Annotated in this window: 21 protein-coding genes, 1 tRNA gene and 1 pseudogene; 13 read left to right on the top strand and 10 right to left on the bottom strand. The window is 40.2% G+C overall.

The annotated features are described in order from the left end of the window. Positions 1 to 13: 13 nt before the first annotated feature. From HXT60_RS06250 to HXT60_RS06230, 5 genes are all read right to left on the bottom strand, one after another. Positions 14 to 3,166, bottom strand: coding sequence for a glycoside hydrolase family 2 TIM barrel-domain containing protein (locus HXT60_RS06250; protein WP_421791043.1), 3,153 nt, complete (start codon positions 3,164 to 3,166; stop codon positions 14 to 16). Positions 3,167 to 3,269: 103 nt separating this feature from the next. Continuing rightward, positions 3,270 to 4,187: a carbohydrate ABC transporter permease gene (locus tag HXT60_RS06245; protein ID WP_004116429.1), complete on the bottom strand. Its 918-nt coding sequence runs from the start codon at positions 4,185 to 4,187 to the stop codon at positions 3,270 to 3,272. A 43-nt stretch (positions 4,188 to 4,230) separates the two neighbouring features. Beyond that, entirely contained in the window at positions 4,231 to 5,163 is a 933-nt protein-coding gene (locus HXT60_RS06240) for a carbohydrate ABC transporter permease (RefSeq protein WP_004114084.1), read from the bottom strand. A gap of 108 nt (positions 5,164 to 5,271) precedes the next feature. Then, positions 5,272 to 6,591 carry an ABC transporter substrate-binding protein gene (locus HXT60_RS06235; protein WP_004114086.1) on the bottom strand — a complete coding sequence of 440 codons (1,320 nt, stop codon included), beginning with the start codon at positions 6,589 to 6,591 and terminating at the stop codon, positions 5,272 to 5,274. A 342-nt stretch (positions 6,592 to 6,933) separates the two neighbouring features. Then, positions 6,934 to 7,179, bottom strand: a complete 246-nt coding sequence (locus tag HXT60_RS06230) for a hypothetical protein (protein WP_226913180.1) — start codon at positions 7,177 to 7,179, stop codon at positions 6,934 to 6,936. On the opposite strand from HXT60_RS06230, the pseudogene HXT60_RS06225 reads away from it, so the two are divergent. Next, positions 7,073 to 8,029: pseudogene (locus tag HXT60_RS06225) on the top strand (ROK family protein); the annotation flags it as partial. The gene HXT60_RS06230 and the pseudogene HXT60_RS06225 overlap by 107 nt on opposite strands. A 103-nt stretch (positions 8,030 to 8,132) precedes the next feature. Here HXT60_RS06225 and HXT60_RS06220 read toward each other — a convergent pair. Both HXT60_RS06220 and HXT60_RS06215 read right to left on the bottom strand, forming a co-directional pair. Next, positions 8,133 to 8,205, bottom strand: a tRNA-Lys gene (locus HXT60_RS06220). Between the two features lie 99 nt (positions 8,206 to 8,304). Then, on the bottom strand, positions 8,305 to 8,568 hold the full coding sequence (locus HXT60_RS06215) for a glutaredoxin domain-containing protein (protein ID WP_004114090.1): 264 nt from the start codon (positions 8,566 to 8,568) through the stop codon (positions 8,305 to 8,307). A gap of 151 nt (positions 8,569 to 8,719) precedes the next feature. On the opposite strand from HXT60_RS06215, the gene ftsY reads away from it, so the two are divergent. The 10 genes from ftsY (at position 8,720) to HXT60_RS06165 (ending at position 19,707) form a co-directional block, all read left to right on the top strand. Next, positions 8,720 to 9,841 (top strand): signal recognition particle-docking protein FtsY, encoded by a 1,122-nt coding sequence (ftsY, locus tag HXT60_RS06210; protein WP_020759652.1) that lies wholly within the window; start codon positions 8,720 to 8,722, stop codon positions 9,839 to 9,841. Positions 9,842 to 9,955: 114 nt separating this feature from the next. Continuing rightward, a complete protein-coding gene (locus tag HXT60_RS06205; protein ID WP_421791041.1) occupies positions 9,956 to 11,779 on the top strand; it encodes an ammonium transporter in 1,824 nt (607 codons plus the stop codon). Between the two features lie 375 nt (positions 11,780 to 12,154). Beyond that, positions 12,155 to 13,546 carry an MATE family efflux transporter gene (locus HXT60_RS06200; protein WP_020760016.1) on the top strand — a complete coding sequence of 464 codons (1,392 nt, stop codon included), beginning with the start codon at positions 12,155 to 12,157 and terminating at the stop codon, positions 13,544 to 13,546. A 111-nt stretch (positions 13,547 to 13,657) separates the two neighbouring features. Continuing rightward, a complete protein-coding gene (dnaB, locus tag HXT60_RS06195) occupies positions 13,658 to 15,133 on the top strand; it encodes a replicative DNA helicase (protein WP_004116417.1) in 1,476 nt (491 codons plus the stop codon). 92 nt (positions 15,134 to 15,225) lie between these two features. Then, positions 15,226 to 16,527 (top strand): Mur ligase family protein, encoded by a 1,302-nt coding sequence (locus tag HXT60_RS06190; protein ID WP_285070290.1) that lies wholly within the window; start codon positions 15,226 to 15,228, stop codon positions 16,525 to 16,527. A gap of 16 nt (positions 16,528 to 16,543) precedes the next feature. Beyond that, positions 16,544 to 17,350 (top strand): type 1 glutamine amidotransferase, encoded by an 807-nt coding sequence (locus HXT60_RS06185; protein ID WP_102720874.1) that lies wholly within the window; start codon positions 16,544 to 16,546, stop codon positions 17,348 to 17,350. A gap of 80 nt (positions 17,351 to 17,430) precedes the next feature. Next, a complete protein-coding gene (locus HXT60_RS06180) occupies positions 17,431 to 17,628 on the top strand; it encodes a type II toxin-antitoxin system HicA family toxin (RefSeq protein WP_004116413.1) in 198 nt (65 codons plus the stop codon). Beyond that, positions 17,628 to 18,047 (top strand): type II toxin-antitoxin system HicB family antitoxin, encoded by a 420-nt coding sequence (locus tag HXT60_RS06175; RefSeq protein ID WP_004116411.1) that lies wholly within the window; start codon positions 17,628 to 17,630, stop codon positions 18,045 to 18,047. Before HXT60_RS06180 ends, HXT60_RS06175 begins: the two co-directional genes overlap by 1 nt. 219 nt (positions 18,048 to 18,266) lie before the next feature. After that, positions 18,267 to 19,289 carry an amidase domain-containing protein gene (locus HXT60_RS06170; RefSeq protein WP_102720873.1) on the top strand — a complete coding sequence of 341 codons (1,023 nt, stop codon included), beginning with the start codon at positions 18,267 to 18,269 and terminating at the stop codon, positions 19,287 to 19,289. After that, positions 19,276 to 19,707 (top strand): hypothetical protein, encoded by a 432-nt coding sequence (locus HXT60_RS06165; protein WP_257994364.1) that lies wholly within the window; start codon positions 19,276 to 19,278, stop codon positions 19,705 to 19,707. Before HXT60_RS06170 ends, HXT60_RS06165 begins: the two co-directional genes overlap by 14 nt. Positions 19,708 to 19,839: 132 nt before the next feature. Here HXT60_RS06165 and upp read toward each other — a convergent pair whose 3' ends face one another. From upp to HXT60_RS06150, 3 genes are all read right to left on the bottom strand, one after another. Then, complete coding sequence (gene upp, locus HXT60_RS06160; RefSeq protein ID WP_004114100.1) at positions 19,840 to 20,478, bottom strand: uracil phosphoribosyltransferase; 639 nt, start codon at positions 20,476 to 20,478, stop codon at positions 19,840 to 19,842. Between the two features lie 297 nt (positions 20,479 to 20,775). Continuing rightward, positions 20,776 to 21,438: a thymidine phosphorylase gene (locus HXT60_RS06155; protein WP_410309581.1), complete on the bottom strand. Its 663-nt coding sequence runs from the start codon at positions 21,436 to 21,438 to the stop codon at positions 20,776 to 20,778. A 46-nt stretch (positions 21,439 to 21,484) separates the two neighbouring features. Next, a complete protein-coding gene (locus tag HXT60_RS06150; RefSeq protein WP_285070288.1) occupies positions 21,485 to 22,648 on the bottom strand; it encodes an NUDIX hydrolase in 1,164 nt (387 codons plus the stop codon). 318 nt (positions 22,649 to 22,966) lie between these two features. Here HXT60_RS06150 and dcm point away from each other — a divergent pair, with 318 nt between their 5' ends. Both dcm and HXT60_RS06140 read left to right on the top strand, forming a co-directional pair. Then, the gene (gene dcm, locus HXT60_RS06145) at positions 22,967 to 24,241 is read left to right on the top strand and encodes a DNA (cytosine-5-)-methyltransferase (protein ID WP_285068522.1); all 1,275 of its coding nucleotides are present in this window, start codon (positions 22,967 to 22,969) and stop codon (positions 24,239 to 24,241) included. A 108-nt stretch (positions 24,242 to 24,349) separates the two neighbouring features. Next, the gene (locus HXT60_RS06140; RefSeq protein ID WP_285089067.1) at positions 24,350 to 25,834 is read left to right on the top strand and encodes a Sau3AI family type II restriction endonuclease; all 1,485 of its coding nucleotides are present in this window, start codon (positions 24,350 to 24,352) and stop codon (positions 25,832 to 25,834) included. Positions 25,835 to 25,875: the final 41 nt, after the last annotated feature.

The raw sequence follows: 25,875 nt of genomic DNA, 5'->3' as shown, positions 1-25,875 counted from the left end.
ATAGGAGGGAGGGTTAGAATAATTGCAAATCCACATTTAGAGAATATGGTTTATTGGCAGGCAAATGATATTCGGGATGCACAGGCGAGCCCCACGAATCATCGCCGCCGACTCCCATTTGTGCTGCAAGAATTCGCAAGAACATATGTTTTGAGTCACCTAAATCACTTATATGTTGTGCTTCCTCTATCATAGTGCTGCTGTATGGAAGTAAACTTACGCAGAAGTTGCTAGTACTATTATGCCGCTGAATACGCATGCCATGCCCAGAATCGTCTGTTACGTTTGCCCATCTTACTTTTTCATGATTGCCAGTTTCTTGTGGAACAAGATATGGCATAAAATCGTCAAAAGCATTTGTTTTCCAAATCCCTAAACGTCCCGCACTGGTGCGGTCTGCATATGTTTCAACAGGACCAATACCGTAGAATTCAAGGTTTCTGTATTCTATTGGTAGCATCCATTCCAATCCAAATGCTGGAATGGAAGGTAAATCTTTTCCAGAAGGAACATAATTTAGTTCAATGTGTAAATCTCCTGATGTTTTAGACACATATGTTAAATTCACTATTGTATGGTCTGCGTTAGCAAGTTCATATTTGTATACAATTTGTAGCGTATTGTCGTCGAGCTTCTCAGCTGTTTGATCTACGCATTTAGCATATTTACCTGCTACATACCATTGAGCACGCTCAAAACCATGTTTGCAACCGCGGTCATTGTCTGTTAGTGCTCGGAATGTAGTGATCAAAGGACGTTTAATCACAAATTCTCGTTCGTCAAGACGGTATGAAATAAGCCCGCATTGTGAATATGAAAAAAGCGTTTCGATCGAAGAGTTACGTGTTCCTGCGTTCCAGCGTCCAATAGTAACAGTGCCATCTTTATGTAATCGTGCATTTGATATTTGCTTAGCTTGTGATTCTGAATTTTTAGTTAATATTGTGTATTGTCCGAACGATAATTCGTATCCTTTTTGTGCCCAACGTGTAGATTTTGCAAGCGTGCACGAAACTTCAAAAGTAATTTCTTCCCCACTGCTTTGATACTGTTCTAATGGCCACTCTATGGGCATTTCAAAATCATTTTCAGGTTCCACATTACACGTATATGGTTGAGACCACATAATTTTGCCGTCAACGCGTAATTTTGCCAAGAATACGTAATTTTCAGTATTCATGAAAAGCTGATGATTTTCTATGCGAACACCATTTTCGTTTGGATATAGTCTTATATTTGCATATTGTTGTTTAGCCTCAATGGCCTTAGGACTTGGTTTTCTATCTGCGAATAATAGACCGTTGCCGCAGAATTCATAATCGGTAGGTCGATCATCAAAGTCGCCACCATATGCCAAATGCGTGGTTCCGTCTGGTAGGGTTTGTCTTATTGCCTGATCGATGAAATCCCAAATAAAACCACCTTGGTAATGCGGATACTTTTCAAGAGCAACATACTCGTTCATGTTTCCCAATGAATTCCCCATAGCATGCATGTATTCGCAAGATATATAAGGTTTATCTGGGTTGTTTGACACGTATTTTTCTATTTCATCTGCGTGAGCATACATGCGTGTTTCAATGTCGCTAGTATCGCGCCAAGACTTATCCATAGTCTGCCCTTCGTAATGCACTGGGCGATGTGCATCTAGAGCATGAGCATGATGATACATAGAACGAAATACGTCTCCACCAAAGGACTCGTTTCCGAGAGACCAAATCAGCACACATGGGTGATTGTAATCGCGTTTAATCATGTTATCGACGCGATTTACGCACGCGGCACGCCATTCATCTCTACTGCCAGGAATAGCGCATTCTGGAGTTATGTTTCCGCGCCCATCTGACCACGTTCCATGTGTCTCTAAATTAGTCTCGTCAATAATATATAGCCCATATTCGTCGCATAAATCGTACCAAGCATCTTGATTAGGATAGTGAGAAGTTCGTACAGCGTTTATATTGTGTTGCTTACAAAAAAGCACATCGGAAACCATGTCATCATATGTGATTGCTCGGCCTCTGTCGCAATTAAATTCATGACGGTTTACGCCTTTGAAAATAATGCGTTTTCCGTTTAATCTCATTATGCCGTTTTCAATATCAAAATGTCTAAAACCAATCGGCTGCACTACATGTTCAATAATATTTGATTCTCTGCTTACAACATCAATATGTAAGTCGTATAGCGCAGGGTATTCAGCACTCCAAGGTAGTGCTTTAGTAATAGTAGTCTGTTTTAGTTCAGTAATCGTTTGTGCAGGTAGCGTGCAGTCCCACAAAATCTCATTATTATTTGTGAATTTATCGTTGCTGTATTTATGATTTGTAATGTAAGTATGCAGTGTAATATCTTTTAAATTGTCTCCTTCTATGTTTGCTCTGAATGCGAGTTTCCCAGTATTTGTATCATTGCTATAATCTGCATCAACATGAAGATTTGATACATGGGTGGAAGGATGTGCACACAGTTCAACGGAACGGAAAATTCCGTGTAGTCTCCAATAATCTTGATCCTCTAGCCATGATGCGCTAGAAAATTCGTAGCACGCTACAACAATACTATTTTCAGAATCTTTTAAAAATTGAGTAATATCAAATTCACTCGGCGTAAAAGAGTCTTCACTATATCCAACAAACTTTCCGTTAATCCATACATAAATAGCTGTTTGTGCTCCATGGAAGGTAATAGTAGCTTTACCTTCTTCGTTCAAAATCTGTTTAAGATTATTTTGTAAAACAAAATGTTTCTTATAAATTGCCACATGATTTAAGGAAGGAACATTTGGTGCTTTAACGTCCTCATGACCATCCCAAGGGTACTGAACGTTAACGTATTGCGGTTTTAATAGACCGTTCATCTGTAAGTGAGATGGAACTGAGATTGTTTGATATGAAGAATCTTCGTAATTTTTAATATCCTCATCTAAGTTTTCAGGGTTGAATACGCGGGAAGAAAGTAGCTTTACTTCCCACGTTCCATTAAGTGACTGTATTGGTGTGGTGTCATTTATTGTGTAATGATGATGTGAATGCGCTGAAATAGTGTTAACGGCAAAAACCTGAGGATTTGTTATCCAATCAGTTTTTGCATAGTTGGAAGATATGCAAGTATATGTTGGCTCATCCCAACAAGTATTGTCATTATAAATAGATGGCCTAGCCATTACATGCTCCAAATCGTGTTAGTAAAAGTTAAGAATACGTATAGATTAATTATGCTTCTGACAGCATAAAACTGTCAGAAGCAATAAAAGCAGATTTAGCTGGTTACCCTTTTGTAGCTCCAATTGCTAAGCCTGATTGCCAGTAGCGTTGCAATGCCAAGAAGAGCAGAATCAGTGGGAATACGACTAGCAAAGATGCGGTAATGACTAGGTTTGGAATAATAGGCATATTGCCACCTTCATTGCCTTGAGCATTCCACTGTGCAAGACCTAATGCCAATGGATACCATTTAGAGTCTTTCAGCATTATCAATGGAAGGAAGTAATTGTACCAAATAGAAACAAATGCGAACAATGACACTGTTACCAATGATGGTTTCATAAGTGGTAATGCAACTTGGAAGAAAATGCGTCCTTCTCCAGCACCATCGATACGTGCTGCTTCTATAAGAGAAGTTGGAACACTTTGCCCTGAAAATGTCCACATTAAATATAGACCAAATGGGTTTAGTAGAGATGGAATTATTACAGCCCAAGGAGTGTTTGTTAAACCAAGCTGCGAGAAAATCAAGAACTGTGGAACTACAAGCAGTACTCCTGGAATTGCCATAGATCCTAAGATGGTTAGCAAAATAAAGTGTTTGCCTTTAAAATTGAGTTTTGCTAGAGCATATCCTCCCATAGTTGCAAACAATACAGAAATGATAGTGCCAATTATTGTGTATAGGACCGTATTTAGAATCCATCGTGCGAAAATGCCATTGTTATATGTAAATACCTCTACTATGTTGTCCCATAGAGCGAATGATGATCCAAATGATAGACCGAATGTAGAAGCAAAATCAGCCTTAGTTTTTGTAGCATTTATGAATAGCCAAACAAATGGAACGAGAGCATATAAGAGATATAGATACACCCAGAATGTCATTATTGGACTCTTCTTTGGATGTTCAACAGTGTAGAACCTCGTGAGTGGAGGCATCGCTGCCTGATTATTTGATGATTTTGTTGTATTAATCATTTGTTCTTCCTTTTGGATGCTTCGTTGCATATTTCGTCTATGGTTAATCAGCGGTGACATTTTTGCGCATATTGCGAATTTGAATCGTAAATGTAACGACAATGACAATAATTGCCATAATCAATGCTGCTGCAGCAGCATATCCCTGTGAAGAGTCACCAAAAGCTAGATTGTAAATGTATAAGTTTGGTGTCCAACTGGTTGTAATGCCAGTGCCTCCAACCATTTTTGACAAAATTTGCGGCTCGTTGAAAAGCTGTACACTACCTATTATTGAGAAGATAGTAGTTATAGCCAGTGAGCCTCTAATCTCTGGAAGCTTGATATAACGATCTATTTGGCGATAGCTTGCTCCGTCAATTACAGCAGCTTCGTAAAGATCTGGTGAAATAGCCTTTAATGAAGAATAGAAGATGAGCATGTTATATCCAATAGCAGCCCAGCTAATCATTACTCCGATAGAAATCATGATAAATGAAGGAGAAAATGGATTTATATCAGTATGAGATATTTCATTAAAATTCTTGAACAGACCATACCTAGTTCCAAGGATGAACCCCCACATTAATGTGGAGATAACACCAGGAACAGCGTATGGAATGAATATTGAGATTCTGCACCAGTTTGTACCATATAGACGTTTCGAATCGATAGCAAGCGCTAGACAAATGGAAATTATTAACATTAGAGGGACTTGGATTGCTGTAAATATGAGGACGCGTGCAATACCCTGCCACAATAGTGGATCTCTCAAAAGTTCGAGATAGTTTTTTGCGCCGACAAACACGGTTCCGCCAATTAATTGGTGTCCAAAGAAACTAATGTACATCGAGTATACAAGTGGAATAATAAACACGAAGGTAAAGAGAAGCAAAAATGGAAGCACGAACATCCAACCAGCAGCTCCTTCGCGTTTAATTCCATTGCGTTGCCGTGTTAAATTCGCTCGTTTATTTTTAGAAGTGTTCAATATCATTGCTTTCCCCCAATGTAAAAACTTTTCAGTTAAATTAGGTGCTGTTGGTGTTGTAGCACCAACAGCACCTTAAATGGTAATGAGTTTATTTGCTATTATTAGTAAACATTATTTGCTTACTGTGAAGCCCTGTTTGTTTCCATAGTCGATGCACAGCTTAGCCCAGTTTTCTAGCTGAGTTTGCAGTGATTCGCCTTTGGCTACTTTTGCATAATCCATATTGTCACCATATAGATCACGCACTTTTTCCATGAACGGAAGGTACTGCCATCCTTCTCCTACTTTTTGAGCTGAATCGGCAATAGGCTCACGGTACTTCTGGTCTCCGAAGTAAGGGTCAGTAGAAGAGAGGAATTCGTTATTCTTAAGTACGGAAACATTTGGAGGGAATACTCCAGCATCAACGCGTGCTTTTACGCCTTCCTTATCGTAGGCAAGGAAGTGCAAGAATTTCCAAGCCCATTGATGATTCTTTGCTTTCGCTGGAATAGCAAAGCCAGAGCCGCCGTTTTCTGCGCTCAACTGTTCGCCCGCTTTCCATTGAGGCATAGGGGCAACACGGAAGTTTCCAGCTTGTTTTGGAGCGCGATCTTTAATGCTAGAGGTGAACCATCCTCCTATGATTTGTGTGGCAATAGTTCCATCGTTTAAAGCTCTGTTCCAATCATCGGACCAAGTTTTGATATTAGTTGCGATTAAGCCTTCCTGAATCATCTTCTGATAGTAAGATACAGCTTCCTGCATCTTTGGATCTTTTACGTTAATGTGAGCAGTGGTTCCGTTAACCTTAAATGGATGCCCTCCAGCTTGCCATACAAGGGATAGCAATGTGAAGATATCGCTTGCGTCATTTGTTATGTAGTACTTGTCTCCGAGTGCTTTTACTTTCTTAGCTGCTTGGTAATATTCTTCCCAAGTTTCTGGTACTTTGCTTACTCCTGCTTTTTCTAATATTGCCTTATTGTAGAACATAACGCTTGGGCCGTAATCCATTGGAATTGCGTATGGCTTATTGTTGAAGCTGATGTCCTGCCATGCGCCTTTCACAAATGTGCCTTTATCATTATTTGCGCCAAGAGTACTTAAATCTACAAGTTTATTTTGAATTGCGAAATAAGGAACCGTCAAGTACTCAAATTCCATAACGTCTGGAATTCCCGATCCAGCTTGAATGGCTGTATCCAGAGCCTGATAAGCGTCTGTTACAGTTTCTACTTTAATTTTTACGTTTGGATATTTCTTTTCAAATATTGCTGCTGCTGCTTTTGTTGGTGTTGTATTACCAGTCCACACAGTGAGGTTAACAGGTGTTTTAGTATCAACTTGCGCTGATGAACTCGAGTTATTGGTGTTACCGCATCCAGCAAGCGATAGTAGAGCGGCGCTCGCTGCTGCAATGATGCCAATAATTTTCTTTCCACTATGCATGGCGCTTCCTTTCTTTGAAGCTTTACTTGTCGACTTTGACGAGTTGTGTATTGATTGCCGGCGGCATCTATGTCGTAGGAACATTCAATGTTAACTATCTTAACAAATTATTTATTTGTTGTAAAGTCCAAGAAATATACAAATACTTGTGTGTATATTGGGATGAAATTATTGTTAATAATTATGGTAATTATGCCTAGCGCGTATGTGTTACAGCTGGCTACAATGGTTGAGAGTGTACAATATAGTTTATTGTGAAATTTTGTTGTGAGTACATGTGCTGACAACATTTTTCCTGATGATTTGGCCTATTGGTGGGATGGTACGATGTAGTACTTACTTTCAGTATGCTGCAACAGCCCTATACTTGAGGAGTGTCATGTTTGGAACAACTGATGATAATGCCTTGTCTTGCTTTCTATCACCTTCTATGACAGTTACTAAAAAACATGAACCCGCTGATGTACGAATCAATAATCGCATGATGGTTTTTGGACAAATTTTTTCATCATGTCCTATGTCTAGAGCACAAATTGGTAGGAAAACTGGATTATCGCGAGTTGCTGCGTGCGAAGTCGTGTCTGACATGTTAGATAAACACTTTCTGATGGAAAATGGATATGAACAACCAACGCGACCTGGTAAAAAAGGAACTTTAGTAAGTGTAGATGATCAATATTGGAATGTGGTTGTTCTGGACTTATCAATGCCATTTTTGTTGCAAGCTGCTGTAATGAATTTACGCGGTGAAATTGTAACTAGAGTTGAAAAATCCTTTGATAAAATTACTGCTATTACGCCTGAAACTGTAATTGCTTTGGCTGAGTCACTACTTGATGGTGCCTCACATATACTTGGTTTTGGTGTTGCTGTCCCAGGTATTGTTGATGAAGATGGTGTAGTAGTTGAAACTGCGAATTTTGGGTGGAAGAATGTGCCTTTGCGCAAGATGTTTCAACAACATTTTGGTAAGTTCTGTACGGTAGATAATGATGCGAATAGTGCTTTGATCGGTGAACGTTTTTGTGGAGCTGGCAGAGCAACTGGCATTTTTGTTCAAATCGCTGTTGGCGTAGGCGCAGCATTGTTAATCGATGATTCGCTCGTTTTGGGGAGTCATCATGCTGCAGGTGAAATCGGTCACGTAGTTGTTGATCCAGATGGTCCACAATGCACGTGTGGTAAGCGTGGTTGTTTAGAGACTTTTATATCTGCAGCAAACTTACGAAGAAGAATTAATGAGAATCCTTTAGACAGGACGACAATGCTACAGGAAGCAGGTCGTTCACTTGGACATGTGCTTGCTCCGTCTGTTAGCTTACTTGATTTAGATGATGTTTTTGTATACGGTTCAAAAGATATTGTTGACGATATATTTTTAGGTGCGACTGAATGTGCAATTAATGCCGAAGCCGCCTCAACATTACAAAACCATTCTATTCGTGTGCAACAATGTTCTTGCGGTGATGACATAGTTTTACGTGGTGAGAGCATTGCTGTTGTGCAGGCAGTGCTTCGAAATGCAAATGAGTATAAAAAAGTGCCCCCTGTGGGACTCGAACCCACAACCCAAGACTTAAAAGGACTCTGCTCTGCCAATTGAGCTAAAGGGGCAACAAATGCCAAGTATACTACATTTTGTAGACTAATCCAACTTATGGCTACATGTAGCGTGTGTTTTGTGGCAAGTTGCTGCAAAATTGCAGGCAAAAATCACAAATTGATCTGTCCTAATTCTTCAAGTTTTTCTTTAATCTGAGTTGCAGTCGGCTCAACCATAAAACTTCCATCGCTAAAAGTAACGACAGGAATATGCTTCTGCCCACTAATATCAATAGCCTTTTGTTCGGCGCCTTCTTCAGATTCAATGTTATGCCAAGTAAAAGCAGCATTAAACTTATTAAGCGCAGCTTTAGCTCTGATGCAATCGCCACACCAATCTGCTCCATAAACATCAATCAATGGCGAGTTTTCCATACGCAATACCCCAATTCAATTTCTGATTACAAAATTAACTTACAAAAGTATTGTATTAAAATGCTAATATTTACGTGATTTTTGCTTACTGTAGCAACAGTATTCGTTACATTCTAATCAACTGTCCCTTTAATTTCATAGTCTTTATTATATGAATATAGTTATGGATTTAGATTTGATTATATGGTCCACTGTTGGCACAGTTGTTTTAGCAGTGCTTTTAGTGACTGCGGCAGTTGTGCTGAGAATTATCAGTAAGTCGCGAGGTCCTTTAATACCTACTAGCAAAGATAATCCACTGCCTAGCGTAGCTAAAAGTGATAGCAATGTTGAGCCATCTGCGCCTGAAAACGTTGCCTCTCGAGTTACAAGATTGCGCTCTAAACTTGCTAATAGTGCGAATCCTTTTGGTCGTGCTCTGTTCAATATATTGAGCAAAGATAATCTTAGTGAAGACGATTGGCAAGATGTAGAAGATACGCTTTTAATGGCAGATGTTGGAGCACAGGCAAGTGATGAATTGGTTGAATCACTTAGAAAAGATGCTAGGATTTCTGGAACAGCAAGCGCACAAGATGTACGTGAAATACTTCGTGCAAAATTGCTGGATATCGTTGGTGCCAAAACAGATAGAAGCCTAAATGCGGATTCTTCTAAAGCTCATAAGCCAAGCGTAATCATGATGGTTGGTGTAAATGGCACTGGTAAAACAACTACTGCTGGAAAGCTTGCGCGACTAATGGTTTCTAAAAATCGTTCTGTAATATTAGCTGCAGCAGATACTTTCCGCGCTGCAGCTGCAGACCAGCTTGAAACTTGGGCAAATGCTGTAGGTGTTAAAATCGTTCGATCCGAAAAAGACGGTGCAGATCCGGCTTCTGTAGCATTTGACGGTGCCGCCAAAGCTAAGGAATCCAATTCAGATGTTTTGATTGTAGACACGGCTGGAAGGCTGCAAAATAAGGCAAATCTTATGGACGAGCTTGGCAAAATTCGCCGAGTTATTGAAAAAACTGTTCCTGTAGATGAAGTCCTTTTGGTTCTTGATGCTACAACTGGTCAAAATGGCATGGTCCAGGCAAAAGTTTTTGCTGAGGCAATTGGAATTACAGGTGTGGTTTTAACTAAGTTAGACGGTTCCGCGAAAGGCGGTATCGTGGTTTCTGTTCAAAAAGAGCTAGGCGTTCCTGTGAAGCTTGTCGGATTGGGAGAAGGTCCAGACGATCTAGCTCCATTCGATCCAGAAAGTTTTGTGGATGGAATATTGGATTAATCTATCGTAATTAGTTATTAATCACGCAGCGCTAGTTGAGTAGAATATAAAAGAACATATAAAATAGAATATTGAAGACATAACCGCCGAGGGTTGTGTATTGTGAGGTGAAAGATGACCGCAATGGATCCGCAATGGGCATTATTGGCCGCTGCTTTAGTGTTTATAATTACGCCAGGGATTGCTCTATTTTATGGCGGTCGCGAACGAGCAACATCTATGGTCAATATGATGATGCTTTCTGCTGGAGCTATTGCGGTAACAACCATAGTTTGGACGCTATGGGGATGGTCAATGGCTTTCGCTGGTAAAGACATGATTGGCGGCGTTGTGGGTGATCCTGTGAGTGGTTTGCTTCTACGTGATTCAATGGTTGCAGATCATGGAATTTTTACTTCTATGGACGCAAACACAGGCTTGTCGGGCGGAGGTATTCCAGCAGCCTTTAGATTAGCGTGCGCTGTCGTAGCGGTTGCTCTTATTACTGGTGCGTTGGCTGGACGCGTAAAATACGCAATTTGGCTTATATTCGTGGCGGTATGGGTCACTTTAGTATTTGCTCCTCTAGCGCATATGGTTTGCGGAGGGGGATTGCTTTCCCCTAATGGCGCAATATCACAAGCTTTAGGAATTCAAGTACACGATTTTGCTGGAGGATCGTTGCTGCACCTGACTGCAGCAGTTTCTGCGCTTGCAATCGTGCTAATTATTGGTGGTCATGCGCACTTCCCGTTAAAGCGATTTGTGCTTCATACCAAATCCTCTACTGTTCAAGGTAACAGTAGTAATAATTCTGAGCATAAGGGAAATTTGGTTCGTGCATTGTGGGCTGACGTTGCGAGATTTAGTAAATTAGAGACTAATACGGGTTCATCATCTTTTAAGGCAGAAGATTCTAATGGTTCTGTTGAAGCTGTTAGTGATGTTGCTGATAATTCTGTAAATGTTCTAAAACGCCATCCGCATAATGTACCGTTTGTTGTTCTGGGAATTTTTATTATTTGGTTTGGCTGGCTTGGCTTAATGATTGGATCTTCTGTAGGTCTTCCTGGAGTTGCTGGATATGCTTGGGTTTCATCCACTATTACAGCATCTGCTTCTATGCTTGCTTGGGGTATTACAGAGCGTTTGCGTTCAGGTTGTTTTACTGCTGTTGGCGCCGCGTCTGGAATTATGGCGGGTTTGGCCGCTAGTTCTGCCGCTGCAGATGTGATTGCGCCTTTATGGGCAATGGTATTAGGAGTTATTGTTGGTGTCGTTACATGCCTTGCAACGCATTCTAAGACTTTTGCGCGTTATGATGGAGCGCTTCATGTTGTGAGCGTGAACGGCATCGCTGCTCTTATCGGTATTTTTGCAGTGGGATTATTTGCTGATAGTAGCGGACTGTTTTGCGTTGGTGACTGGCATCAGCTTATCGCGCAGATTTGTTTACTTGTAATCACTGTTCTTTATTCCGGTGCAGTTACTGCTTTAGTTGCATTTGGTTTAGAGAAGCTTTTTGGTTGGAGAATATCGGAAGCTAAGGAGCGTAAGGGTGTTGATTTGGCAGATCAGGGTGAGCGCGCATATGACTTTTCGAGTATTGCTCAAGCTAGAGCTGGAGCTGTTGTAGAAGTTGCTGATTCTGAAGAAGGGAAAACCCAAGTGGCAGTTCTTACTCCAGTAGCTATTTCTGTTGATGAATCAGTTGTAGATGCAGATGGTGATTCTGTAGGTTCAGATAGTGATTCAACGGTTGCTGGCGATAATTCAGCTCATTCTGATGATAATGTTTCTGCTCAATCGCAAGACGAAGTTGAATTGGGCGAAGAGAAGATTGAAACTGAAAATGATGGAAAAGAGTCAGAAAATTCAGAAGAATCTGATTCTAGTTCTGTGGAAAATAAGTCAGATAAATCTAGAAGTAATTCTAAGAAATCTCAAAAGAAGCAATAAAATATCAAAGTTTGTGTAAAGTAATCCCCCATTGGTGTGAATATCTCAAGATTATGACACACACGGGCTAAGTGATGTGGATAAAAACTTTGAGTTATCCACATTTTAGGCGTGTTGCTGTGTGTATCTCAAAAAGTTATACACAAATGGGGGATAACATTGTGGATATCCTGCGGATAACTTTTCCAAAAACAATTTTGATTTGCAATTGGCAAATATTTATGATAGCGAAATAAAAAGGAAAAGTCGCAAGCTACCGAACATCAGATTTAGAAAAGTAATGTAATAAGTAATAAAAATAATAAAAGTAATAAAAATAATAGTTTTATTAAATACTTAATCTAATAAGTTTTTTCGACAGTACAATAGTGCATTATGACAATAGCCAAGAGTAACGCAGCTACCAATAGACAAGAAGATAAAGAATCTGCTATAAACAAAAAAGATTTACTGAAGCATATATTTTCTCTAGCTATTCCTACATTTGGACAGCTTATTGCAGAGCCAGCGTTTGTTTTAATAGACACCGCAATAGTAGGTCATTTAGGCAAAACGCAACTTGCAGGGCTTTCAATAGGATCAACTGTGCTTTTAACAACAACGGGACTATGCCTGTTTTTGGCATACAACACCACAAGCCAAGTCGCGAGACTATTGGGTGCTGGGAAAAATCGTCAAGGACTAAGCGTTGGAATGGACGGTCTATGGCTGGCTCTTGGGTTAGGTGTTGTTTTAACGCTTGTTTTAATGGTGTTCGCAGGTCCGCTTTGTCAAAGCTTTGGTGCAAGTGGAGATACGCTTAAAAACGCGATTATTTACACTCAAACTGTTATGCCAGGATTGCCTGCGATGCTACTAATTTACGCGGCAAATGGCATATTCAGAGGACTTAGCAAAGTAAAAATCACACTTTTTGCTGCAATAAGTGGAGCTGTGCTAAACGCTATTTTAGATATTCTATTTGTGTTTGGAATGAATCTTGGCATTTTTGGATCTGGAATAGCAACAATGATAGCGCAATGGTATATGGGTATTGTTTTAACGCTTCCAGCGATTTTTTGGGCAGCTCGTGAAAAAGCACGTTTGCGTCCGCAAGCGCATAGCATACTTAAAAGCGCTGGAAGTGGTATTCCGCTGTTTATACGCACATTGGCGTTGCGCGCGTGCATGGTTGCCACTGTTGCAGCGGCTGCTCGTCTTGGAACAAATACTTTAGCTGCATACCAAGTTGCAAATTCTTGCTGGAATTTTGTTATGAACATATTAGACGCTATAGGAATTGCAGCTCAAACAATAGTCGCCTCTGCGCTTGGAGCTGGATTATTAAAACGCGCTAACATGATCACAAAAATATGCGCACAAGTAGGAGCATTAAGTAGCGTAATCGTTGGAATTTTAATGATATTTGCAGGATGGCTACTATCCCCGTTATTTAGCCCAAACGTAGAAATACAACTTTTAGTTTCGATAGGAATGACGATTCTTGGAATTTTCTTGCCGTTATCTGGATTTATGTGGGCGCTAGACGGAGTGCTAATCGGAGCTGGAGATCACAAGTATTTGGCCAAATCGTGCTCGATTACAGCTATTGTGTACCTTCTTGCGATTAGTGCAATGTGCTTCGTAAATATAGCTTTCTGCTCTACTGACATAATTAGAACCGTGTCATTGTGGGTGGCTCTGAACCTTGTATACATTGGTGGAAGAGCTTTAGGAAATTCTCATAGGGTTAAAACAGATGATTGGATGAAGTCTGCAAGTCTGTAAGTATGTAAATATGTGAAATATTCAAATATGTGAAATATTCAACTTGCGACTTGTGTTGGTTTATATCAACTTTTGTTGGTGTGCTCCGTGCGGGCGTTTATACTCGATTCTATGGCAGGTAATGATATGTGGAAGTCAAGTAGAAATGACGCAAACCAGTCAGGCAACGCATCATATAACAGTATTTTGTTTGACAAGGTTCCGCCTCACGACGAAGACGCGGAAATGGCCGTTTTAGGTGGAATGCTAATGAGCAAAGATGCCATTGGCGAAGTTTCGCAAATCCTAGAAACAGCAGATTTTTATGTGCCAAAACACCAAACAATTTACGACGCGATCATAAGCTTATTTTCTGGTTCACAACCAGTAGATGTTGTTTTAGTCGCAAACGAGCTTCTAAAAGACGAAAACCTGGAGAAAATTGGTGGAGCAGACTACCTGCATAGTCTAGTTGCATCAGTTCCAACAGCTGCAAACGCGTTATATTACGCGGATATTGTACACAAAAATGCGATTTTGCGAAATGTGATTGCTGCTGGAACAAAGATTGCGCAAATGGGGTATTCTGCCACGGGAGATCAAGCAGAAGACGTTGTAAATCTTGCACAATCCGAAGTTTACGAGATGAGTTCTGGCAAAGTTCACCAGGATTATTCTGCTATTGGTCCTGTTGTTCAAGATGCTCTCGAACAATTAGACAAGTTGCAAAGTAACGAGATTGAAAAAGGCGTTCCAACAGGATTTAGAGATATTGACGACATGACGCAAGGCTTGCAACCAGGGCAAATGGTAGTCGTAGCTGGTAGGCCTGCAATGGGAAAGTCAACTCTTGGAATCGACTTTGCGCGTTCTGCAGCGTTGCATCACAATATGACAACAATCGTGTTCTCGCTAGAAATGAACAAATTGGAGCTTGCTCAAAGAATAATTGCAGCCGAAACGGATATTCCAATGACGGCAATGCATCGCGGAACTTCAGAAGACATTACAACAGATAGATGGACTAAGCTAAATGCGTTTTGGTCAAAAATGAAAGACGCTCCGCTTTTTATAGACGATAGCCCAAATATGAGTCTTATGGAAATTCGCGCAAAATGCAGGCGACTAAAGCAAACGAACGATCTAAAGTTGGTTGTAATCGACTATTTGCAACTTATGACTTCTGGAAAGAAAGTCGAATCGAGGCAGCAAGAGGTCTCGGAGTTTTCGCGTGCATTAAAGCTTTTAGCAAAAGAGCTAGAAGTGCCAGTTGTTGCGCTAAGCCAGCTAAACCGCGGACCAGAAATGCGAAACGATAAAAAGCCTCAGCTTTCAGATTTGCGCGAATCGGGATCTATTGAACAGGATGCTGACGTTGTGTTTCTTGTGCATAGACCTGATTTTTACAACAAAGAAGATCGTCCAGGCGAAGCAGACATTATTATGGCAAAGCATCGTAATGGTCCTACAGAAACGTTCAATCTAGCTTTTCTTGGAGCAACGTCTAAGTTTAAAGATATGCCGCAAGGATACCAGCCGCAATCATATTCGCAAGGTAATGATGCTCAAGGTTATGATTCGCATCAGTCTCAGGCATATCAGCAGTAGAGTTAATAGGGGGATTGATGATCGTCAAAAATAAAGTGGTAAAACGCTGTTGTTTTGGATTCATAATGCCAGCTGTAGGGAAACTGGTTAGGATGATTTCGCGCGCGACAAACCACGGAGGAAGTGCTTTACCAGGCAAAGTTGTGGAAACACTAGACCCTGGGTTTTTGGCTAGAACGCTAGGAAAATTACCTTATGGTGTTGTGTTAATTTCTGGAACTAACGGTAAAACCACTACAACTCGCATGGTTGCGTCTATGCTTAGAGATGCTGGATTGCGCGTGTTTACAAATCCTACGGGATCGAATTTTACACGCGGAGTTGTAGCAGCATTGGTGCAAGAAATGCCTGTTTTTGGCACAAAGTTAGATGCGGATATAGCTGTTTTAGAGCTTGATGAAGCTTATGCGGTGCATTTTGTAAATCAAATAAAGCCGCGCTATTCGCTTCTTCTAAACGTTATGCGAGATCAGTTAGATAGATTTGGCGAGATTGACACTACAGCTAAATTGTTGAGCAATGTTGCGCACGCAACTAAGCGAGTAGTTGTGTTAAATCGCGAAGATCCGCGAATTTCTGCGCTTTCTAAAGATGTTTTGCCGTCTTGTAAGGTAAAATATTTCGGTTTGGACGAATCGCTAAGAAGCATGTTTCCAACTGACGACGATTTGCATAGTGATTTGGGTTGCGATTTTAATGGCGATTCGCGTAATCTTCCGCATGCAGATGTTGTTTTGGCAAAAGTTGCAGATAATAAAGCCGATTTTTTGATTGATGGGCATAGAAAAACCACTAGCGTTAAGCTGCGAGGCGTGTATAACGTTTTTAACGCGGCTGCTGCGTCTACGATTGTGCGCGCTATTTTGGCAGATGCTGCTAAAAAAGATGCAACACTCGCAAAATTCGACGACGATGCGCTTATGGAAGCTATTTCTCGTGTAACGCCAGCATTTGGTCGAGGCGAAGTAATCGAAGTTAACGGCGCTCCTGTGGAGCTTGTTCTAGTGAAAAATCCTATTGGATTTAGACTTGCGCTCGCTTCGGATAAGCCTGCAAATCATGACACAATGATTGCGATTTGTGACGAATACGCGGATGGGCGAGACATGAGCTGGCTGTGGGACGTTGATTTTACATGCTTTAGTGGCACTGGAGTCACTTGTGTTTCTGGCACGCGCGCGTGGGATATGGCTTTGCGTTTACAATACGACAAAGTTGCCTCTAGAAATGTGAACACTGATTTAGAAGAAGACGTTAAAGCTTTTGTGAATGGCGATTTTAGTAGCAATGCTAAAAACGCAAAATGCATATATTGCACATACACTGCAATGCTTCGCGTGCGAGCTGCATTAGGGCAAATCGCAAGCGTTAAAGACGTTGGAGTTGGAAAGTAGCAAGAAAGTAGTCGTCATGAATGATATGAGTGATGTTAATTATATTAGTCAAGCGAATGCTACTAATAAAGCCGAAAATCGTGTATTAGATATTGTGTCGCTGTACCCGAAAGACATGAATATTTACGGCGACTACGGCAATGTGCTTACGATTATGCGTAGAGCGGAATTGTACGGTTACAAGCCTGTGCTTCACGAGTACAACGTTGGCGATGATTGGCCAAAGCGAGTAGATATGGTTCTTGGTGGCGGCGGTCAAGATCATGGTCAAAGTAGAGTTACGGATGATTTATTTGCGCGCGCGGACGCGATTCGCGAGCTTGCAAAAAATGGCGTTCCAATGCTTATGATTTGTGGGCTTTACCAGCTTTTTGGAGAGTACTTTGAGACTATTGAAGGCCAAAAGCTTAAAGGCATAGGCATACTCGGCGAGCATACGGTTGGTCAAGACGTGCGCATGATTGGAAATCTTGTTGAGCATAGCCGCGATTTTGGAGATATTGTGGGATACGAGAACCATTCTGGTCGCACAAGCTTGCAAGATGGAACGCAGCCACTTGGATTGGTTGATGGCGAAAATTGTGGAAACAACGGCGAAGACCACACGGAAGGCGCTAGAAAATACAATGTTATCGGCACTTATATGCACGGATCAGTTTTGCCAAAAAATCCGCGTTTGTCTGACTTTTTAATTCGTACAGCTGCGCAGAATCGTTACGGAGAATTTGCGCCAAAGCAGACTAATGCTCAGCGTGCGGAGCTTGAAAAATTAGACGAATTAGCCGAGCGCGCTCGAAAAGTCGCCGTAACTCGTCCGCGGTAAATTAACATAGGCGTATGCGCGATTTAGTAAAAATTTGATTGATTATTTTATTTTATGCGCATAGTGTGTATAATCTTTTTATGAGATACAAAGAGATTGAAAAACGTCTTAAGAAGGACGGCTGGATACTTTTTGCACAGCGTGGAAGTCATTGCCAATTCGTACATAAAACTAAAGCGGGTAAAGTCACAGTGCCTAAACATCCAGGTGATATTAACCCATCTGTTGTTAAGTCAATTTGGCGTCAGGCGGGAATTAGTGAAGCAAAGGTGAAATGATGAAATTAGCGTATCCTGTTATTCTTACTCCATACGAAGATAATAGCGGAGGTTTTGTTGCAGAAGTCCCTGATTTGCCAGGGTGTGTAACTGGCGGTAGTAATCTTGCAGAGGCTCTGATTATGGCAGAAGATGCAGCAAGTGGATGGGTTCTTACGGAACTCGAAAGTGGTAAAACTGCGCCAAAAGCTAGCGATATTAGTGATATTGTTGTAGAAAATCCTAATTCAAAGTTGTCTATGGTTGCGCTTGATATGGATTCCTATGCTGCAAAATACGGTTCTCAGGCAGTTCGTAAAAATGTTACTGTTCCAGCTTGGCTTGACACTTGGGCACAAAAAGCTGGCATCAGCTACAGTGGAGCTTTGCGAGATGCTTTAGAAGCTTTATATGCTAAAGGAGCTGTGAATAAAGCTTAGTTGTATTATTAGCTATATTATCTGATTTGTTATGCAATATTGCAGCAATCAATTAATACAAAATAACCTGCTGAAAATTGCAAAGTGTTGCAAATCAGCAGGCTATTTAAATGTAGAACTGATGAGTATATGATTACATAGCCGCTGTGTATATTTGACAACTGGTATTTATTGTGATAAAATAGTAAAAAGGAATTTTATATAATAATGGAGTTATATATGAAAAACAAAGTTGTTTTGCATTATGCATTTATAGCTGCGCTATTTTCTATTATTTTAATATTGTCATTTGCTAATGTTGCTCAAGCTGAATCATCTGACTATAAATCAGAGACTTATGTAGATTTTCCCAAAAAGCAGCATAAGACAAAATTTCAGGGTATGTATTTTTCTTTACTAGATACTTATGAAAATCCAGAGTTAGTAAAAAAGTTCTATATTTCAAAATATTTTACAGAATTACAAAGAATACAGAGCGAAGCTATGCTTCCTTCTCTTAGTGAAGAAACAGCTACTATTTACAAGAATTCTCTTTTTAATTCCTCGCATAAAGATAACAATAATGTAACAAAAATATTGCAATTTCTAGATATATATGAGAATAAATATGAAAATAATCAGATTCTATCAGAATTGCATAAATTAGAGTTAAAAGTATTAAAAAATGAACTAACACAAAAGGAAGCTATTAATATTGCAAAATTGTGGCTTCCATCAAAGCAGGAGGTTACACCTCGCAAACCTTTACCTACTGAGAGAAATTCAGGCATAAATCTTGAAGCGGCCAGAGCATATGCGCGAGAATGGGCGTGGAAAATAAATCCAAAATATGGTGAAGAAAAAAGTAAGTTAATATTTCCGGCAGATTGCACAAATTTCGCTTCGCAAATTCTATATGCTGGTGGTATTGGTATGGATAAGCATAATGATGTATTTAAAGGGTGGTGGTGGAAAGCTAGAGGAGATCGTTCGGTTTCTTGGATTAATGCCAATGTTTTTAAAAATTATATGGGGTATGGATTTAGTACAAGTTATTGGGGAATGTTAGTAGATAATGTTAGGGATGGAGATTTTATTGGTGTTGATGAAAGTAATGATGGTACTGTCGATCACATAGGGTTTGTATTCCTAAAAAGCAACGGTAGATTGCGTATAGCTCAACACACTGAAAATTATTTAGATTGGGATAAGAATTGGTATTCATTCAATGGTGAAGGAGCTTATTATCGTGTTCGTCGTTAAATATTGGAAAGAATGGTTTTTACCATTATCTTTTGTATTTTTAGCAGTTTTATTGCTTATTAAAATGCCAGGAAAGTATCCAGCAGATTTTGATTTAAGTCTTTTGGGTGTTGTGTTAGTTTCAATTATTTCACCAATAATTCAAATGATTGTTGGGTTGTGTAATATAGGATTAATTCGTAAGAAAATATTAATTATTATTGATAGCATATTAATACTTGCTGGCTTTATTGAAATATTCTTTGGCCAATTTATTGTTGTACATGTTTTGAATCGTGGAATGGTCAAGTACACAATGGATCGTGGACCGCAAGTTAATGTTGCTACTGTTGCAGCTGCATCTATCGTAGTTGTCTCAATGGTGTTATGGAGTATTCACGAACTGGAATTTAATAGTAATAAAATTAAACGAATATGAGACCGGCAAATAATTAAAGATGTAAATACAAAAGCCTGCTGAAGCTTGCAAAGTGTTGCAAATCAGCAGGCTATTTTGTAGTTTTATTTCTAGCTTTTGATTCTAGTTTTCGTTTGATTCGGTTAGTAACTATTAATCAATTAAACCATACAAGCGATCGCCAGCATCGCCAAGACCAGGAACGATATAAGCCTTGTCGTTTAAGTGCTCATCAACAGCGCAAACAACAACCTTAAAGTCAATAGAAGGATCAATCTCCTTCTCCAGGCGTTCCAAGCCTTCTGGAGCTGCCAAAATGTTAATAGCAGTAACATCCTTAGCGCCGCGCTCAGCCAAATAGTGCGTAGCCGCAATAAGAGTGCCACCAGTGGCAAGCATTGGGTCCAGTAAGAAGCACTGACGACCAGTCAAATCTTCTGGCAAACGGTTAGCATAAGTGACGATGTCGAGAGTCTGCTCGTCGCGCTTCATACCAAGGAATCCAACCTCAGCGGTTGGAAGAAGGCGAGTCATGCCGTCAAGCATACCCAAACCTGCGCGCAAAACTGGCACAACCATTGGGCGTGGGCGGTTCAAATGCTTGCCAGTCATCTTGCAAATAGGAGTTTCAATCTCGCGATCGCTAACTTCCAAATTGCGGGTTGCTTCGTATGCTTCGAGAGTTACCAATTCGGAAACTAACTCGCGGAAAATGTTAGAAGGTGTATTCTTATCACGCAAAACGGTGAGCTTGTGGTCCACCAGCGGATGATGTAAAACATGAAGATCCATACCTTCTAGATTAGTGCAAGTGCGGCATGTTAAGCTATCGGCGTGCCGTGACTATTTAGAAAAAATATAAACAAGTGTTAATGAAGGTTGAATTTTGTGAATTGCTGGAAAATTAAAACATACTTAAAAACGCTGACTTGCGAAAGCGCCTGTCGGCGCAAACGCCGCTCGCAGCGGCAAAAAATGGAGCCCGGGGCTTAAACACAAGCCAGCGTCACTTCCCGAGTATACATGCTTTTAGATTTCAGCGCGCCGCGTTATGGCATAACAAATAAACGCAGTGTGATAACAAATAAACTAATCGAGTTTTCCAAGTCTCCACAATTTAGCTCCATTAGCGAAGCATAAGGAAAGTGCATGCATGTTTGCGGATTTGTGCAAAACGCTAGCAAGACGCTGTGAATCATCTCTTTTGGAATCGTTCATCTTCTGTGTTAATTTTTTCGCGTAAGAACGCATTCCGCACGAAATAATCGCAGTAAACGCAGAAGCTCGATATAGAGCAACAGCAAAATCGCCCGTGAAAGCACCAGAAAGAATAGAATCCGCGAGTCGCGCAATATCTTCTCCTGTAGGAGCTTCGTCAATTCCAGTAATTGCGGAAGCGCTAGTTGCAGAAGGTTCTCCAAGATTCCAATACTCCGCATATGCTTCTCGCTGCTTACGCAAAGACTCCCTAAGCAAATATAGCCTAAAAAGCATTCCAGGGAGCGAATCTGGTTGCGCTTGACTCCACAAGTCTGCGATGACCTCAATACCCTCATTCTCAACCAAATTCAGTACGCGTTCCACAATCTCTGGAGATTGTGTTTTATGCACGCGGTTAAGCAGAACTGCTGCTGAAGTGTGGCTGATTTCGTTTACAATTTGTGGATCTGTGCCGCCTTCAATTTGCGCGAGCATTGCAGGATCCATTTGTGCAGGTCTGCTTGGGCGACTTGCACCTATTGGACTTGGCATAAAAGCAGATCTGCTCGAATGGATAGAACTCGATTGTGAATTAAGGCTAGTAGACAATTGGTAACACCTTTTCAATATCAATAATGCGAGCGCCTTTAGAAGTATTGCTAATATGCAAAACTATTGCGCTACCAGTAGGCATGTATGGAGATTTTTGGCTAAGTATACGTTTATGTGCTCGCGGTTTTGTGATTCCTCGCAAATAGTCAAAGAAAGTGCCGATAATAGGGCGATGCAAACACATAACTGTTGAATTGTTAATATTTGCTTCTGTGTTTTGTGTGTTTTGTGTATTTTGTGCGTTGCAATCAAGATTTTGTATTTCACTTATAAGAACAGATAATGTAGATTTTGGTTTATCCTCATGATGGTCTTCAGTAAGTTCCGCAATCTGTTCTATAGAAAGAGAAGAATCGTGTGCAAAAGTTGCAACAGTTTCCACGCAACGTTTCCAAGGTGACGAGACAATTCGATTTGGAGCATAGCAAGCAAGCTCACGACCTAGAGCGTAGGATGCTGCAGATCCAAGAGGAGTGATTGGACGAGTTGCTTCGCTGCCTTGCCATGATTTACGTGATTCAGCTTTTCCATGTCGTACTAGTATCAATGTCTTATATTCAGTTTGACCATCGTGTAGCTTTTCAAGAAAAGCATCTAAAACTTTTCTATCGCTATCGTGTGTGAGTTTTTTGCGAGCTTTAGAAGGAGTAAGCCATATAACATTGCCAATTTCAGTAGGTTTTGCTGGTTTTATTGGACCAAATGCTGGTAGTCGCTTCATTGCGGCATTCTCGTCTATTTCGCGCATCATCCAGTAGTGAATTCGCTTAACTACTTCTGTTTTGTTGTTGTTTTGTGAACTGTTTTTCGCACCGCTTTTTGAGATTGATTTTTTGCCTTCGTTTTCAAGCGGATATTCTATTTGTGCAATGTGAGGTCCTAGTGTTACTGCGTAGCCTGTTTCTTCCCCAACTTCGCGCACAGCTGTGTGACGATGCGATTCTTTTGGCTCATTCTTTCCTTTTGGCCAGCTCCAATCGTCATATTTAGGACGGTAGACTAGGCAAAGCTCAAAGTCGTCATCGCTTATCATGTTCGCTTGATTGCTTGTTTTTTTCAAGTCACTTGTGTTTGAGCTGTCTATTGTATTTCGCTTGCGATAAATAATTCCGCCAGCAGCCTCAACGTATCGCGTCGTTACTACACTCATATTCACTATTTTAGCGGTTTTCTTTCGCAACTTTTAGTTGTTCCATAATGTTTTATATTTTGTGCACAGTCATGACTGTGATGCACGCGTTCTGAGTAAGCCAGATATTTTTGTTATATAACCCAAAATTACTAAAACTGGCAAATAATTACTCAAAAAATATCCTAAAACTGGCAAATTGTTTAAATATGTTCTATTTGTTTGGAGAAGCAGATTAGGAGTTGGGCTTTACAGTTTAGCAAAATTTGATCTTTTTGTGTATTGAATTTATACTAAATTATGTAGTTGTTGAAATTCGTTAGTGCTGTGAGGGTTTGTATGTCCAAGACAATAAAAGTTGCTGAACTTTTTGCGGGAGTAGGTGGATTTCGTCTTGGACTTGAAGGGTATACTCCTTCTGATGGAAACAATTTTACTGCGGAACCAGCGGGGCCTTTCAAAACAGTTTGGGCAAACCAGTGGGAACCTGTCGGGCAAGAATCCAAGCAATTTGCGTGGAGATGCTATGAGAAGCGTTTTGGCAAAGGTAGCTGTGTTAATGAAGATATAGCAGAAGTGCTCAAAAAATTTGAACACGGGGAATGTGATATTCCAGATTTTGACATGCTTGTTGGCGGTTTTCCTTGCCAAGATTATTCTGTGGCAAAACCGTTAGCATTGTCTTCTGGAATTGACGGCAAAAAAGGCGTTCTGTGGTGGAGTATTAATAAAATGTTGGAATTGCGCCACCCTAAATATGTTCTACTTGAAAATGTTGACCGTTTATTAAAATCACCCGCCGCGCAGCGTGGTAGGGATTTTGCCATTATTCTCTCTTGTCTTTTTCGATTAGGATACAGCGTAGAGTGGCGAGTTATTAATGCTGCTGACTATGGAATGCCTCAAAGACGTAGACGAGTATATGTTTTTGCAGAACATGATTCTAAGAAATGGTATAACTTGTCCGAGCATCTTTTGCAAAACGGTGTTATTGCACGAGCTTTTCCAGTATCTGTTGCAAAAAAAAATGCTGCGCAATATGAATTTTCTATTAGTGACAATCCGTATGTTATATCTCAAGATTTTGGCAAACAAGCTAAGGTGAGCCTATTCCAGAATGCTGGTGTTATGCAAGATGGAATAGTTTATACCGTTAAAACGGATGCTGTGTTTTCTGGCAATGCAATGACATTAGGTAGCGTTTTAGTTGATGCCAATCAAGTGCCTGAAGAATATTGGATTGAAGAAGATAAGCTTGCTTCTTGGCAGTATCTTAAAGGCGGTAAAAGGGAGTTGCGAAAAGCTTCAAATGGATTTGAGTACATGTATTCCGAAGGCCCTATTGCTTTTCCAGATAAAATTGATGCACCAAGCAGAACTATTCTTACAGGCGAAGGTGGGAAAAGTGCTAGTAGAACCAAACATGTTGTTATGCAAAATGGCAGATTGAGAAGACTTGTTCCAGATGAGCTAGACCAGCTGCAAATGTTCCCTAAAGGTTGGACGAATGATGGAATGAGTGATGGTCATAGAGCGTTCTGTATGGGGAATGCGCTGGTTACTGGTATTCCGCATAAAATTGGCGAGGTTCTCGCTAATGACATTTCGGCATAAAATCATATCTAAATAATTATGATTATTTATAGGTTGCGGAGGAATTAAGTTAATAGGAAAATGTAATAAATAAAGTTGTGCCAGGGAAGATGCAGAATGGTGGGAAGTATGTCTAATCATATAGGCGACAATCGCAAGTTTTCAGACATTGACGAAATAACCGCTCTCCTTACTGGAATCAATGGCAAAACTTTTCGCGAGATTGATAAAACTGGTCGTGGTGAAAAAGCAGGCAACAAGGGCTCTTTAGGCAATATTATTGAAGAATCAGTTTTTGGGTATTCTATAAATTCCGATAAACAACCGGATATTATGGTTGCTGATGAATTTTATGAATTAAAAGTCACGCCGATTCGTTCGAACAAGAAAAAGAAAATAGTTGCTAAAGAACGTTTGGTTGTTGATATTATCAACTATTTGACATTGTGCAATGAGGTTTTTGATAACTCCTCATTTTGGCAAAAAGCGCGTCAAATGATTATTATTTATTATCTTGATAACAGGACTGATAAAACCAACCAATCCAGACTTGATTGCACTATTTATGGTTCTTTTGTATTGAAATATGAACCTGGTGAGCTAGAAACAATTCGTAAAGATTGGGAATACATAAGAAATAAAGTAGCTTCTGGTTATGCAGATAGGTTAAGCGAGTCCGATACTAATTATCTTGCTGCTTGCACTAAGGGAGAAACGGCTGCAAAGTCGTTGAGAGATGCTCCTGCGCCAAGTGGATTTGAAAGTAAATATATACGTGCAAAACAACGTGCGTTTTCGTATAAGCCTAGCTATATGACCATTGTTGCACAAAGAGTTTTAGGTGAAGGTGATCTTTTTGAACGGTTGCCAATGTCTATTAACGAAAATCTTAATGATTATGTGAAAAAGAAGATTGGGCGATATGTTGGTTCTAAAATTTCTGATTTGGCCAATAAATTTAATGTGAAGCTTAAAACGCATTATTCTTTTAATTCGCAGCTTGCACTGAAGATGTTGGGTGTAAAAAAGAACAGAATAGAAGAAATTGAACAGTTTGCTGCAGCGAGTGTGACTCAACTAAAAACTACTGTTTTGTATGATGATGGTAAACCAGAGCAGAATATGTCTTTTCCTGCGTTAAAAGAGGATGATTGGGCTGAATTAGCAGATCCAAATATGCAGTGGCATGATTCGCGATTGTATAAGTTTTTTGAGAATAATAAGTTCTATTTTGTTGTTTTTAAAAGCAACGGGAAAAATAGAAAATCAACTTGCTATAAAGATGATGTTTTAGTTGGTGGTTTTCTATGGAATATGCCAGAAGAAGATATTGAAAAATATGTTGCGCCTGCGTGGAATAAAGTGCATGAGATTATGATATATGGTGAATCTACTGGCTATGGAACGGATGATAATCAGCTCCCTAAGATGTCATTCAATCACGTATTTCATATGAGGCCACATGGTAAAAATGGCAATGATGTTATAACTCTTCCAAACGGTGAAACTATCACCAAACAATGTTGGTGGTTAGATAGGCTGTACATTGCCAAAATAGTTGCTGAGCATATTGGTCAGATATCGCAGGAGATGGTGCCCAAGGTAATTGGGTAATTCCAGCTCTAACTTCCAATTCTTAAGAAGAGATAGGAATA

Source organism: Gardnerella sp. KA01002 (assembly GCF_049244015.1).
GTDB classification, from domain to species: Bacteria; Actinomycetota; Actinomycetes; order Actinomycetales; family Bifidobacteriaceae; genus Bifidobacterium; species Bifidobacterium vaginale.
Note: the sequence above shows the minus strand (reverse complement) of the source record. Positions and strands in the feature narration are given on the sequence as shown.